This window comes from Streptomyces sp. NPDC012835, from assembly GCF_042900885.1.
GTDB lineage: Bacteria > Actinomycetota > Actinomycetes > Streptomycetales > Streptomycetaceae > Streptomyces.
The window spans coordinates 220976-233098 of record NZ_JBIBBW010000003.1 but is presented as its reverse complement, the minus strand read 5'-3'; the positions used below and the strand labels follow the sequence as shown (position 1 = coordinate 233098).

General features: G+C 70.2%; 11 protein-coding genes. 8 read left to right on the top strand and 3 right to left on the bottom strand.

All coding sequences use genetic code 11. The features are described 5' to 3' along the window. The first annotated feature begins 188 nt into the window (after positions 1 to 188). The 7 genes from ACFY6S_RS14345 to ACFY6S_RS14315 all read left to right on the top strand — a co-directional run bounded on the left by ACFY6S_RS14345 (position 189) and on the right by ACFY6S_RS14315 (position 8760). Positions 189 to 1475, top strand: a complete 1287-nt coding sequence (locus tag ACFY6S_RS14345; protein ID WP_388817933.1) for an amidohydrolase — start codon at positions 189 to 191, stop codon at positions 1473 to 1475. Positions 1476 to 1611: 136 nt separating this feature from the next. Beyond that, entirely contained in the window at positions 1612 to 2664 is a 1053-nt protein-coding gene (locus ACFY6S_RS14340; protein ID WP_388815768.1) for a BMP family protein, read from the top strand. A gap of 323 nt (positions 2665 to 2987) precedes the next feature. After that, positions 2988 to 4550 (top strand): ABC transporter ATP-binding protein, encoded by a 1563-nt coding sequence (locus tag ACFY6S_RS14335; protein WP_389462324.1) that lies wholly within the window; start codon positions 2988 to 2990, stop codon positions 4548 to 4550. Beyond that, positions 4547 to 5668: an ABC transporter permease gene (locus tag ACFY6S_RS14330; RefSeq protein ID WP_388815765.1), complete on the top strand. Its 1122-nt coding sequence runs from the start codon at positions 4547 to 4549 to the stop codon at positions 5666 to 5668. The genes ACFY6S_RS14335 and ACFY6S_RS14330 overlap by 4 nt, the downstream gene beginning before the upstream one ends. Beyond that, positions 5665 to 6936, top strand: coding sequence for an ABC transporter permease (locus tag ACFY6S_RS14325; protein ID WP_388815762.1), 1272 nt, complete (start codon positions 5665 to 5667; stop codon positions 6934 to 6936). Before ACFY6S_RS14330 ends, ACFY6S_RS14325 begins: the two co-directional genes overlap by 4 nt. After that, positions 6933 to 7346 carry a cytidine deaminase gene (locus ACFY6S_RS14320; protein ID WP_388815759.1) on the top strand — a complete coding sequence of 138 codons (414 nt, stop codon included), beginning with the start codon at positions 6933 to 6935 and terminating at the stop codon, positions 7344 to 7346. Before ACFY6S_RS14325 ends, ACFY6S_RS14320 begins: the two co-directional genes overlap by 4 nt. A gap of 136 nt (positions 7347 to 7482) precedes the next feature. Beyond that, positions 7483 to 8760 carry a thymidine phosphorylase gene (locus tag ACFY6S_RS14315; protein WP_388815756.1) on the top strand — a complete coding sequence of 426 codons (1278 nt, stop codon included), beginning with the start codon at positions 7483 to 7485 and terminating at the stop codon, positions 8758 to 8760. 424 nt (positions 8761 to 9184) lie between these two features. Here ACFY6S_RS14315 and ACFY6S_RS14310 read toward each other — a convergent pair whose 3' ends face one another. Further along, positions 9185 to 9850, bottom strand: a complete 666-nt coding sequence (locus ACFY6S_RS14310; protein WP_388815753.1) for an HAD family hydrolase — start codon at positions 9848 to 9850, stop codon at positions 9185 to 9187. A 69-nt stretch (positions 9851 to 9919) separates the two neighbouring features. On the opposite strand from ACFY6S_RS14310, the gene ACFY6S_RS14305 reads away from it, so the two are divergent. Then, the gene (locus ACFY6S_RS14305) at positions 9920 to 10204 is read left to right on the top strand and encodes an STAS domain-containing protein (protein ID WP_388815750.1); all 285 of its coding nucleotides are present in this window, start codon (positions 9920 to 9922) and stop codon (positions 10202 to 10204) included. Between the two features lie 34 nt (positions 10205 to 10238). On the opposite strand, the gene ACFY6S_RS14300 is transcribed toward ACFY6S_RS14305, so the two are convergent. Together ACFY6S_RS14300 and ACFY6S_RS14295 are read right to left on the bottom strand one after the other, a co-directional pair. Beyond that, entirely contained in the window at positions 10239 to 11252 is a 1014-nt protein-coding gene (locus ACFY6S_RS14300; protein WP_388815747.1) for a sigma-70 family RNA polymerase sigma factor, read from the bottom strand. Positions 11253 to 11340: 88 nt separating this feature from the next. After that, positions 11341 to 12039, bottom strand: coding sequence for a L,D-transpeptidase family protein (locus ACFY6S_RS14295; protein WP_388815744.1), 699 nt, complete (start codon positions 12037 to 12039; stop codon positions 11341 to 11343). Between the last annotated feature and the right edge of the window lie 84 nt (positions 12040 to 12123).

Sequence of the window (12123 nt, the reverse complement as noted above, 5' to 3'; positions counted from 1 at the left end):
AGGGCGGAAACACCCCGCGGGGGCCGGGCGGAGCGGGGCGGCTCCGGCGGGGACGCGCGGGTATACCCGCTCCGTCCTGGAGTCATGCGCACCGACTGCGGATTTCTTCCCCTGACTGGCTGAAATTTTGTTGATCCATGGTTCGTTGATCAGTGAAGGGGCCTAGTCTTCAACAGGTGAGCCAGCTGATGTCCCGTGAGTCCGAAACCGACCGCTCCAGCGACGAGGCGTTTCCCGCGACGCCCTCGGCCGCACTGCCCGGCGCGCTGCCGCCCGAGTTGCGGGCCGAGCTGATCGCCTTCCGCCGGGACATGCACATGCATCCCGAGCTGGGCAATCAGGAGTTCCGCGCCACCGCCGCGATCAAGAGCCGGCTGGAGCGGGCCGGTCTTGAGCCCCGGATCCTGAACACCGGGACCGGGCTCGTCTGCGACATCGGCAGCCACCGCAGAGCCGACGCCGACACGGGGGAGCGCGGGCCGGGCGGCGCCGTCCGCCCCATGCTGGCGCTGCGCGCCGACATCGACGCGTTGCCGATCCCGGACACCAAGACCGGCGTCCCGTACCGCTCCACCGTGCCCGACCGGGCGCACGCCTGCGGACACGACGTCCACACCACCGCCGTGCTCGGCGCCGGGCTCGTGCTGGCCGATCTGGACCGGCGCGGGCTGCTGCCCAACCCCGTACGGCTGATCTTCCAGCCCGCCGAGGAAGTGCTGCCGGGCGGCGCCCTCGACGCCATCGAATCCGGGGTGCTGGAGGGGGTCGGCTCCATCATCGCCGTGCACTGCGACCCCCGGGTCGACGCCGGCACCATCGGGCTGCGCCAGGGGCCGATCACCTCCGCCTGCGACCGGCTGGAAATCAGCCTGGACGGGCCCGGCGGCCACACCGCGCGCCCGCATCTGACCACCGACCTGGTCACCGCCGCCGCCAAGGTGGCCACCGAGGTCCCCGCGCTGCTCGCCCGCCGGGTCGACGCCCGCTCGGGGATGGCGGTCACCTGGGGCCGTATCGCGGCGGGCCACGCCTGCAACGTCATCCCGCAGCACGCCGAACTCTCCGGCACCGTCCGCTGCCTCGACCTGCCCGCCTGGCGCGACGCGCCGGACCTGGTGCACGCGGCCATCGACGAGATCGCCGCGCTCCATCAGGCCAAGACGCAGATCGAGTACGTCCGGGGCGTCCCGCCGGTCGTCAACGACCCGGTCGTCACCGAGCTGCTGCACGCCGCCCAGACAGCGCGGCGCGGGTCGTATGCAATCGAGGACACCGAGCAGAGCCTCGGTGGCGAGGACTTCTCCTGGTATCTGGAACAGGTGCCGGGAGCCATGGCGCGCCTCGGCGTCCGCAGCCCCGGCAGCCAGGACCGTTATGACCTGCATCGCGGCGATTTCGATGTCGACGAGCGGGCGATCGAGGTCGGCGTGGAGCTTTTCACCGCCGCCGCGTTGATCGATGGCAACCGTTTGTAATCAGCCAGGACACCTCGCGTTCGCGACGATCCGATAACGGCTTCCGTACAGGTCTTTAACTGACATCTACGCGCGTTACGATCGCCGCGAAACCAGCGCCGGAAGAGGCGCTTCGGTCAGGTTGAAGGAGCCTCTCTTGCGCCGGATCACCAGGATAGTCACCGTGGGCGCCACTACGGCCGCGCTCGCGCTGGCTGCCACCGCGTGTGGCAACAAATCGTCGTCGGACAGGGCGGCCGGGGACTCCGACGGAGCCAAGGCGGCCATCGCGCACGACATCGGTGGCCGCGGCGACCAGTCGTTCAACGACGCCGCGTACGCGGGCCTGGAGAAGGCCCAGAAGGAACTGAAGATCAAGGGCAGTGCCACCGAGCCCTCGGACGGCGAGTCGGACGCCGACAAGATCCAGCGTCTGACCGACCTGGCCCGCGCCGGCAACAACCCGGTGATCGGCGTCGGCTTCGCCTACGCGCCCGCCCTGAAGAAGGTCGCGCCGAAGTTCCCGAAGACCACCTTCGGCATCATCGACGACGCCTCGGTGACCGGCAAGAACATCGCCAACCTGGTCTTCAACGAGGAGCAGGGCTCCTACCTCGCGGGTGTCGCCGCCGCCACGGTCTCCAAGAGCAAGACGGTCGGCTTCATCGGCGGGGTCGAGACCCCGCTGATCCAGAAGTTCGAGGCGGGCTTCGTGCAGGGTGTCGCGGACACCGATCCGAAGATCAAGGTGCTGTCCCAGTACCTGACCCAGCCGCCGAACTTCGACGGCTTCTCCAAGCCCGACCTGGGCAAGGCCGCCGCGCAGGGGCAGCTCGACAAGAAGGCCGACGTCATCTACTCGGCAGCCGGTCTCGCGGGCTCCGGCTCCATCGAGGCCGTCGCCAAGAACGGCAAGTGGTCCATCGGCGTCGACTCCGACCAGTACCTGCAGAAGGGCCTGGACGCCTACAAGGCCCAGATCCTGACGTCGGTCACCAAGGACGTCGCCGACTCCGTGTTCAACCTGATCAAGTCGGTCCAGGACGGCAAGCCGCAGTCCGGTGAGATCCGCTACGGCCTGGACAAGGACGGCGTCGCCCTGGCCGACTCCAACCCGGCCTTCACCAAGATGACCGATGTGACCGCTGCGGTCGACAAGGCGAAGAAGGACATCGTCGACGGCAAGATCACCGTCAAGACCACCCCGTAGCAGTCGGCGGACGGGGCAGCGCCCCGCAGCCATGAGCGCCGGACCGGCCGGGAACAGGCCGGTCCGGCGCCCACGGGACCGCGTACCCCCCCGGCCGTGGTCCGGTCCACCGGAACCCCGCCCCCCACCGCACGGTCCCGCTTCACGACCCCGCTCCACGGTCCCGCTTTACGATTCGGCAGCGCTACGCGTGTAGACGGCCCTCCGGCGCGATAGCTTCACCCCGCCCTGCCACCCACCCGTCTCCACTCCTTTCCGGCCAAGGAGAGTGCGTCATCAACGCGTCCAGCAGTCCGACCAGCAGCCCTCCCGCTCCCCCCGCGGTGGAACTGCGCGGTATCACCAAGCGTTTCCCCGGAGTCGTCGCCAACCACGACATCGACATCACCATCCACCAGGGCACGGTCCACGCCCTGGTCGGTGAGAACGGTGCCGGCAAGTCGACCCTGATGAAGATCCTCTACGGCATGCAGAAGCCGGACGAGGGGACCATCGCCATCGACGGCGCCGAGGCCCACTTCGCCGGCCCCGCCGACGCGATCAGCCGCGGCATCGGCATGGTGCACCAGCACTTCATGCTCGCCGACAACTTCACCGTCATGGAGAACATCGTCCTCGGCGGCGAACACCTCCACGGCATAGGCGGGAAGGCCCGCAGGAAGATCAAGGAGATCTCCGACGCCTACGGCCTCGGCGTCCGCCCCGACGTCCTCGTCGAGGACCTCGGAGTCGCCGACCGTCAGCGCGTGGAGATCCTCAAGGTCCTCTACCGCGGCGCCCGCATCCTGATCCTCGACGAGCCCACCGCCGTCCTCGTCCCGCAGGAGGTCGAAGCGCTCTTCGACAACCTCCGCGGACTCAAGGCCGAGGGCCTGACCGTCATCTTCATCTCGCACAAGCTGGGCGAGGTCCTCTCGGTCGCCGACGACATCACCGTCATACGCCGCGGCACGACCGTGGGCACCGCCGACCCCGCGCTGACCACCCCCAAGCAGCTCGCCGAGCTGATGGTGGGCAGCGAACTCCCGTCGCCCGAGACCCGCGAGTCGACCGTCACCGACCTGCCCATGCTCGGTGTCGAAGGGCTGCGGCTCACCGCCACCGACCCCGACGGCGTCACCCGCGAGGTGCTGGACGGCATCACGTTCACCATCCACCAGGGCGAGGTCCTGGGCATCGCCGGTGTCGAGGGCAACGGCCAGACCGAGCTGATCGAGGCGCTGATGGGGATGCGCGACCCCGACGGCGGGGCGATCACCCTCGACGGCGCCGACATCTCGCACGCGCCCACCCGCAAGCGCCGCGAGGCCGGCGTCGGCTACATCCCCGAGGACCGGCACCGGCACGGCCTGCTGCTGGAGGCGTCCCTCTGGGAGAACCGCATCCTCGGCCACGTCACCGAGAAGCCCAACAGCCGCGGCGTGCTGCTCGACCCGCGCGCCGCCCGCGCCGACACCGTACGTATCGTGCGCGAGTACGACGTCCGTACGCCCGGCATCGAGGTCACCGCGGCCTCCCTGTCCGGCGGCAACCAGCAGAAGCTGATCGTCGGCCGCGAGATGAGCCACAGCCCCAAGCTGCTCATCGCCGCGCACCCGACCCGCGGCGTCGACGTCGGCGCGCAGGCCCAGATCTGGGACCAGATCCGCGAGGCCCGCCGTGAGGGACTCGCCGTCCTGCTGATCTCCGCCGACCTGGACGAGCTGATCGGGCTCTCCGACACCCTGCGGGTCATGTACCGCGGCCGGCTCGTCGCCGACGCGGACCCCGCCACCATCACTCCGGAGGAACTGGGCTCGGCGATGACCGGCGCCGCCGCCGGTCATCTGGACGCGGCGAACGCAGCAGACGCCGCTCAGGCACGCCCGGAGGACGACGCCCGATGAAGAAATTCGACAAGGACAGGCTGATCATGGGAGTCGCCGGCCCGGCGCTCGCCGTGGTCGCCGCCTTCGCCCTCACCACCGTGGTGCTGATCGCCTCGGGCAAGGACCCGTTCCGGCTCTACCAGCTGATGTTCGACTCCACGCAGTACGAGGACGTCCAGGTCCTGATCATCAATCAGACCGGCACGTACTACCTGGCCGCCCTCGCGGTCGCCGTCGGCTTCCGGATGAACCTCTTCAACATCGGGGTCGACGGTCAGTACCGGCTCGCCGCCATGCTGGCCGCGCTCGTCGGCGCCAGTGTCGATCTGCCGGGACCGCTCCACCTCCTGCTGATCGTGCTGGTCGCGATGCTGGTCGGCGCGTTCTGGGCGGGCATCGCCGGCATCCTGAAGACGACGCGCGGAGTGAGCGAGGTCGTCGCGACGATCATGCTCAACGCCATCGCCACGAGCCTGATCGCCTGGCTGATCCAGCCGGCGAACCTCGGCGTCCAGCCGGCCGGGTCCAACAACCTGACCACCGGCGACATCCCGGAGTCCGGCTGGTTCCCCAGCCTGTCCCTGGGCCCGGAGGCGGGTGACATCTACGGCTTCACCTTCGTCGCCATCGCCTGCGGTGTCGTCTACTGGTTCGTGCTCGGCCGTACCCGCTTCGGCTTCGACCTGCGCGCCACCGGCGCCAGCGAGAGCGCCGCCCAGGCGTCCGGCGTCGACGCCAAGAAGATGACCCTCACCGCGATGCTGATCTCCGGCGCGGTCGCGGGGCTCGTCGGGATGCCGACCCTGCTCGGCGAGTCCCACACGTACAGCCTGCAATTCCCGGTCGGTATCGGCTTCACCGGCATCACCATCGCCCTGCTCGGCCGGAACAACCCGGTGGGCATGCTCATCAGCGCCCTGCTGATCGCCTTCCTCGACAAGACCTCCTCCTCCCTCGACCAGTTCGGGTACGAGAAGGAGATCGCCACGATCATGCAGGGCCTGATCGTGATCTCGGTCGTCGTCAGCTACGAACTCGTCCGCCGTTACGGGCTCCGCCGCCAGCAGCAGAAGGTCGGCGAGGAACTCGCCGCCGGAGGCGCCCTCAAGACCGAGAAGGAGGAGGCAGCGCTGTGAGTACGAGCACGAGCACCGTCTCTGCCACGAGCGCCGCCCCCAAGAAGGGCGGCGGCCGCCGCACACTCTCCCTGCCCGTCGTCCTGCTGATCGTCGCCGGGGCGCTGGCCCTCGTGTCGCTGGTCCGGCTGATCAGCGGTGCCGACGACATCACCTCCGTCGGCCAGGTCGCCGGCGCGCTGGAACTCGCCGTACCGATCGGCCTCGCCGGACTCGGCGGCCTGTGGGCCGAACGCGCGGGCGTCGTCAACATCGGCCTCGAAGGCATGATGATCCTCGGCACCTGGTTCGGCGCCTGGGCCGGCTTCCAGTGGGGCCCCTGGGCCGGAGTCGTCTTCGGGATACTCGGCGGCTGCCTCGGCGGACTGCTGCACGCCGTCATCACCGTCACCTTCGGCGTCAACCACATCGTCTCCGGTGTGGCCATCAACATCCTCGCCGTCGGCGTCACCCGCTACCTGTCCAACTTCGCCTTCGACGGCGTGGAGGGCGGCTCCTCCAAGCAGTCGCCGCGCATCGACGCGATCACCGACATCACCGTCCCCGGACTCTCCGACTGGATGCAGGACCTCCAGCAACGGCACTGGTTCCTGATCTCCGACCTCGCCGGGGTCATCGGCGGCCTGGTGACCGGCCTGTCGCTGCTGACCGTCGTCGCACTGCTGCTCATCCCGGCCACCTGGTGGATCCTGTGGCGCACGGCCTTCGGGCTGCGGCTGCGCTCCTGCGGCGAGAACCCGATCGCCGCCGAGTCCCTCGGCGTCAACGTCTACAAGTACAAGTACATCGCCGTCACCGTCTCCGGCGGCCTGGCCGGACTCGCCGGCGCGTTCCTCGCGATCGTCGCCACCGGCATCTACCAGGAGGGCCAGACCGGCGGACGCGGCTACATCGGCCTCGCCGCGATGATCTTCGGCAACTGGATGCCCGGCGGCCTGGCCCTCGGCGCCGGACTCTTCGGCTTCACCGACAGCCTCAAGCTGCGCGGCGGCGCGGAGAACGTCCACGCGATGCTGCTCCTGCTGGCGATCCTGCTCGTCCTGGCCGTGGCCTGGCAGCTCTACAAGAAGAAGTACGTGACCGCCGCGATCTCGGCCGCCGTGGCCGCGCTGCTGTTCGTCTGGTACGCGCTGACCGACCAGGTGCCCAGCCAGTTCGTGGACGCGGCCCCCTACGTCACTACGCTGCTGGTCCTGGCGCTCTCCGCGCAACGGCTGCGCATGCCGAAGGCGGACGGAATGCCCTACCGGAAGGGGCAAGGCAAATGACAGGACCCGCGGTCGCACCCGCGCCCGAGGTCGACTGGGCCGCACTGCGCACGGCCGCCCGGGACGCCATGTCCCACGCGTACGCCCCGTACTCGAAGTACCCGGTCGGCGTCGCCGCCCTGGTGGACGACGGCCGTACCGTCACCGGCTGCAACGTCGAGAACGCGTCGTACGGGATCGGGCTGTGCGCCGAATGCGGCCTGGTCTCCGCCCTGCAACTGAGCGGCGGCGGCCGGCTCACCCACTTCACCTGCGTCGACGGCGCGGGCGAGGTGCTGGTGCCGTGCGGGCGCTGCCGGCAGCTGCTGTACGAGTTCGGCGGCCCCGAGCTGGTCCTGGAGACCCCGGACGGGCTCCGCACGCTGAACGAAATGCTCCCGCAGGCGTTCGGCCCGGAGCATCTCGGCTGACGCCGGCCCCCGGCCGGGTCCGGGCCTCCCCACCGAGGCCGCGGCCCCCGCACCAGGTCCCGGTGGCGCCGCGATCCGGCTCCACCGGGACCGCTGTACCACCCGCACACGTACGTTCGTTGTCGAAAGGAACGCCATGGACGTCATCTCCGTCATCCGCACCAAGCGCGACCGGGGCGAGCTGAGCCCGGAGCAGATCGACTGGGTGATCGACGCCTACACGCGCGGCGAGGTCGCCGACGAGCAGATGTCGGCGCTCGCCATGGCGATCCTCCTCAACGGCATGAACCGTACGGAGATCGCCCGCTGGACCGCCGCCATGATCGCCTCCGGCGAGCGCATGGACTTCTCCGCGCTCTCGCGCCCCACGGCCGACAAGCACTCCACCGGAGGCGTCGGCGACAAGATCACCCTGCCGCTCGCCCCGCTGGTCGCCGCGTGCGGCGCGGCCGTGCCGCAGCTCAGCGGCCGGGGACTCGGCCACACCGGCGGAACGCTCGACAAGCTGGAGTCCATCCCCGGCTGGCGGGCACTGCTCTCCAACGAGGAGATGCTGAACGTCCTGGACACCACCGGCGCCGTCATCTGCGCGGCGGGCGACGGGCTCGCCCCGGCGGACAAGAAGCTGTACGCGCTGCGCGACGTCACCGGCACGGTCGAGGCCATCCCGCTGATCGCCTCCTCGATCATGTCCAAGAAGATCGCCGAGGGCACGGGCTCACTGGTCCTCGACGTCAAGGTCGGCTCCGGCGCCTTCATGAAGACCATCGAGGACGCCCGCGAACTGGCCTCCACCATGGTGGGCCTGGGCACCGACCACGGCGTGCGGACCGTCGCCCTGCTCACCGACATGTCCACACCGCTCGGTCTGACCGCGGGCAACGCCCTTGAGGTCCGCGAGTCGGTCGAGGTCCTCGCGGGCGGCGGCCCGGCCGACGTCGTCGAGCTGACCCTCGCCCTCGCCCGCGAGATGCTCGACGCGGCGGGCCTGCGCGACGCCGACCCGGCGAAGGCGCTGGCCGACGGCTCCGCGATGGACGTCTGGCGCCGCATGATCGCCGCCCAGGGAGGCGACCCGGACGCCGCGCTGCCGGTCGCCCGCGAACACCAGGTCGTCACCGCGCCCTCCTCGGGCGTCCTCACCCGCCTCGACGCCTACGGAGTCGGCGTCGCCGCCTGGCGCCTCGGCGCGGGCCGCGCCCGCAAGGAGGACCCCGTCCAGGCCGGCGCCGGCGTCGAACTCCACGCCAAGCCGGGCGACTCCGTCACGGCGGGCCAGCCCCTGCTGACCCTGCACACGGACACCCCGGAGAAGTTCGCCTACGCGGCCGAGGCGCTGGAGGGCACGTACGACATCGGCGCGACCGGCTCGGCGTACGAGGCCACACCGGTGGTGCGGGAACGTATCGCCTGACCTGCGCGGATACCCATTCGGGTGAACGGGATCGGTGGACGGCCACCGGTCCCGTTCGGCTTGCTGGGAGCGGTGACACAGCGAAGGGGACGGCCATGAGCGCACTCACCGTCGCACACGAGCCCGAGCAGGGCTGGGACGACCTTGTCCATACCTGGAAGGGGACGGGCGCACCCGACCTGGAAGGGGACGGACGCACCCGAGGGCCGCAAGGTGGAGATCATCGAGGGGATCATCACCGTGTCACCGTCGCCGTCCTGGGACCACGATTCCACCGCTTCCATGGGGTGTCGGATTCCCCGACCGCCACGCTCCACGGCGAGCCCCGGGCCGGAACGTACCGCATGCTGGAAACGGTCGAGTACGGCAAGCTCACCCTCCCCGCCCCCCTTCGACCTGGCCGTCGACACCGGCGAGTTCACCGTCAGCTGACCGCCCGTCCCGCCAGTAGCTCCGGCAGCTCCCGCATGTCCTCGAAGACCCGCGTGTCCGGCCCCGCCAGCCGGTGCGCGGCGGTCAGGCCGCCCGCGTAGCCGAAGACCCGCATGCCCGCCGCGCGGGCCGCCGTCACCCCGTACGGGCTGTCCTCCACGACCGCGCAGCGCGCCGGTGGCACGCCCATCGACCGGGCGGCGTGCAGGAAGACATCGGGCGCGGGCTTGCCCTGTGCGACGTCCTCGGCGCTGAAGATGTGGCCGTCGTCGAAGTGGTGGAGCAGACCGGTGGTCCGCAGGTTCCGCCGGAGCGTCCGGTGGCCGCAGTTCGAGGCGATGCAGAACGGCAGGTCCAGGGCTTCCAGCGCGTCCGCCGCGCCGTCGATGGCGACCAGCTCGGTCTCGAACGCCCGCTGGTAGAGATGGTCGTACGGTTTGTTCCAGCCGGGCTCCAGCGGACGCCCGAGCCGCTCCTCCAGGGCCTTGTTGTAGACCTCGGCGGACGATCCGACGAAGGTCTCGATGATCTCCTCCTCGGTGAAGTCGCAGCCCAGCGCCGCGAAGACCTGCGCGTCCACCCGGACGCACAGGCGCTCGCTGTCCACCAGCACACCGTCGCAGTCGAAGATCACCAGTTCGACAGGTTCGTGGGTCATGCTCCGCAGCGTACGGGCCGTGCCCGCGCGGGTGCGATGAGTTCCGGCGGCTTGACCGGTCTTCTCCGTGTGGATGTCACGAAACCGATCGTTCTCGTCGTCGCCGGGCACCTCACCCCGGCCGATGTGCCCCGGCTCCACGAGGAGTTGAACGCCGCACTGCCCGCGACCGCCGCCGATGTGATCTGTGACGTGGCCGGTCTCGTCCGGCCGACGCTGGCGGCCGTCGAGGTGCTCGCCCGGCTTCGGCTCACAGCTCGCCGGCGCGGCTGCCGGCTCCGGCTGCGCGGGGCCGGGCGGGAGCTGCGGACGCTGCTCGACCTGGTGGGGCTGAGCGACCTGGCCCGGGACTGAGCCCCACCCCGCTCAGCCCCGGCCCCGCTCAGCCCTACGCGTTCTCCAGCGTCGGCGGCAGATCGAACAGCGGGAACCAACGGTCCGTGTCCAGGAAGCAGTTCATCGCCGAGATCCTGCCGTCCTCGATCTCGATGATCTGGAGCGCCCACGGCGTGAACCCGTCGCCCGACTCCGACGGCTTGTAGTGCGCGAAGGCCGGCGTCCCGTTGGCGACCGTCGGCACCAGACGCGAACCCCGGCAGCCCGCGCCGATGGTGAGCATGAAGCCGGTGATGTCGTCGTGACCCTGGAGCCACAGAGCGAACGGCGGCATGGTGAACTTCGCGTCGTCGTGGAGCAGCGCCGTCAGCGCCTTCATGTCGTACCCCTCGAAGGCCGCGACATAGCGCTCCAGCAGCCGCTGGTGCTCCTCGTCCAGCGGGTCCGCCGTCCGCGTCGCGGCCGGCTCGGACTCGGCGATCGTCGCGCGCGCCCGCTGGAGCGCGCTGTTGACCGAGGCGACCGTCGTCTCCAGCAGCTCGGCGACCTCGCTCGCCTTCCAGGACAGCACCTCGCGCAGGATCAGCACCGCCCGCTGCTTCGGCGGCAGATGCTGGAGCGCCGCGACGAAGGCCAGCCGGATCGTCTCGCGCGAGACCGCCGCCTCCGCCGGGTCCGTCATCGACGGCAGCACCCGGCCGTCCGGCACCGGTTCCAGCCAGGTGTTCTCCGGGAGCGCGGTGAGCTGCGCCTGCGCGACGGGCGTCGGCCCCGACAGATCCATCGGGCGGGCCCTGCGGTTGCCCGCGTTGAGCATGTCCAGGCAGACGTTGGTGGCGATGCGGTAGAGCCACGAGCGCAGCGAGGACCGGCCCTCGAACCTGTCGAGACTCTTCCACGCCCGCACCATCGTGTCCTGCACGGCGTCCTCGGCCTCGAACGGCGACCCCAGCATCCGGTAGCAGTAACCGGTCAGCTCCGTGCGGTACTTCTCCAGCCGTGCGTCCGGATCCGGAGCCGAGGCCGAGTCCGGTGCCGATCCCTGCGTCGATGCCACTTCACTCATCGCGTCACCCCAGTAGCCCCCTGTGAAACCAGTACGGGGCCAGTCTCCCGGAAGCGGGCGCCCGGCGCAGAGGATCGGCCGGGTCCGGTCAGGTTCCCGGCTTGCGCCCGTAGACGTAGACCGCGTCGCCGTTCTTCAGCATCGCCCAGTACTTCGCGGCGACGGTTTTGGTCATGTTCACGCAGCCGTGCGAGCCCGGCGGGTTCCACATGCTCAGGTTCACCGAGTGGAACGCCTGGCCCCCGTCGAAGAACTGGCTGTACGGCATGGGCACGTCGTAGATCGACGAGACATGGTTCTTGTGCCGCCAGTAGACCTTCTTCAGCCCTGTCCTGGTCGCGTAGCCCTTGCGCCCGGTGCGCACCGGCACCGGACCGTACGCCAGCTTCTTGCCGTCCTGGATCCAGCTCAGCTGACGCGTGAGGTCGACGCAGGCGACCCGCCCCTTGTTCGTGGGGCACTTGCCGGCCTTGTTGGGGTTCTTGCCCGCCGCCTTCTGCTGGTTCATCAGGTCCATCACGCCCCAGGTGACCGGACCCGCGTAGCCGATGGTCGGGGTGATGCCGTGCTTCGACTGGAAGGCCCGGATGGCGTTGCAGTCGGCCGTGGACTGCTTGCCGTCCACCGGCCGGCCGAGGAACTTCTCGACCTGCTTCTGGTACGGGCCCTTGCTCGCCGTGCAGGAGGCCGCCTGCGCCGGCGCGGCCCCCGCGACCGTCACGGCCAAGGGCAGCAGCAGCGCCGTGATGCCGGCCGCCACGGCCCCTCCGCGGGATATGTGTCCCATCCGTCCCGTCCCCCTCCGCATGTGTGCGGGCCCCGTGCCTGTACGGGGCGTTCCGGGGGGATAGACGGCCGGGAGGGGTGCGCA

What these genes read in the sequence shown, in the direction of transcription:
- ACFY6S_RS14295 (WP_388815744.1), bottom strand. Translation starts at nt 12,039, where the DNA reads ATGGGACACATATCCCGCGGAGGGGCCGTGGCGGCCGGCATCACGGCG.
- ACFY6S_RS14330 (WP_388815765.1), top strand. Translation starts at nt 4,547, where the DNA reads ATGAAGAAATTCGACAAGGACAGGCTGATCATGGGAGTCGCCGGCCCG.
- ACFY6S_RS14310 (WP_388815753.1), bottom strand. Translation starts at nt 9,850, where the DNA reads ATGACCCACGAACCTGTCGAACTGGTGATCTTCGACTGCGACGGTGTG.
- ACFY6S_RS14300 (WP_388815747.1), bottom strand. Translation starts at nt 11,252, where the DNA reads ATGAGTGAAGTGGCATCGACGCAGGGATCGGCACCGGACTCGGCCTCG.
- ACFY6S_RS14320 (WP_388815759.1), top strand. Translation starts at nt 6,933, where the DNA reads ATGACAGGACCCGCGGTCGCACCCGCGCCCGAGGTCGACTGGGCCGCA.
- ACFY6S_RS14345 (WP_388817933.1), top strand. Translation starts at nt 189, where the DNA reads ATGTCCCGTGAGTCCGAAACCGACCGCTCCAGCGACGAGGCGTTTCCC.
- ACFY6S_RS14315 (WP_388815756.1), top strand. Translation starts at nt 7,483, where the DNA reads ATGGACGTCATCTCCGTCATCCGCACCAAGCGCGACCGGGGCGAGCTG.